Source organism: Escherichia sp. WS1450, from assembly GCF_046487395.1.
Classification (GTDB): domain Bacteria; phylum Pseudomonadota; class Gammaproteobacteria; order Enterobacterales; family Enterobacteriaceae; genus Escherichia; species Escherichia coli.
Window position 1 is genome coordinate 1 of sequence record NZ_JBJQJO010000156.1, and the last position, 655, is coordinate 655.

A 655-nucleotide genomic window follows, 5' to 3' on the forward strand; every position below is an offset into this window, starting at 1 on the left:
ACTTCCCGCCGTTACCGCGCTGGCCATCTCAAATAAAGCAGCGCAACTCGAACCGCTGGAGATTCGGGATTTGTACAAACTGGTGCGGGACACTGACAAAGTTTTTCCCGCTCCCGTAAATTCAGACCTGGGACTGATGACCTCCTTCATCGAAGCATACCTGGACGCTGACTACACTGATCGTGGTCTGCTTACAAAAGAGTGGATGAAAGGAAATCGTGTTTCTCGCATCAGTCGCACACCATCCGGCGCTAACGCTGGCGGCGGTATCCTTACCGATCGCGGCGAAGGTTTTGTGCATGATAATGCGTCAATGGCATTCGATGTTGCTACAGGAAAACTGGCTCGTTCGATGGATGTGGATATTTACAACATGCATCCTTCACATACCAGACGTGTTAACGAAATTATCGCAGAAAATGATCCCTGTTTCTCCGTCTTCCTTAAGGCTTTTCTGAACATGCCAGGCGGGATGGATTATTCCCGCGCCATCGTGGTTGCCTCCGTGAAAGAAGCACCGGTTGGTATAGAGGCTATGCCCCAGCGCGTCACCGAATACCTGAATAAAGTGCTGACCGAAACCGATCATGCCAACCCTGATCCGGAAATCGTGGATATTGCCTGCGGTCGTTCCTCTGCCCCAATGCCGCAGCGT

At 51.6% G+C, this 655-nt stretch carries 1 pseudogene; it reads left to right on the top strand.

Going from position 1 to position 655, the window contains the following annotated elements:
- A pseudogene (locus ACJHYR_RS28095) lies at positions 1-655 on the top strand (exonuclease); the annotation flags it as partial.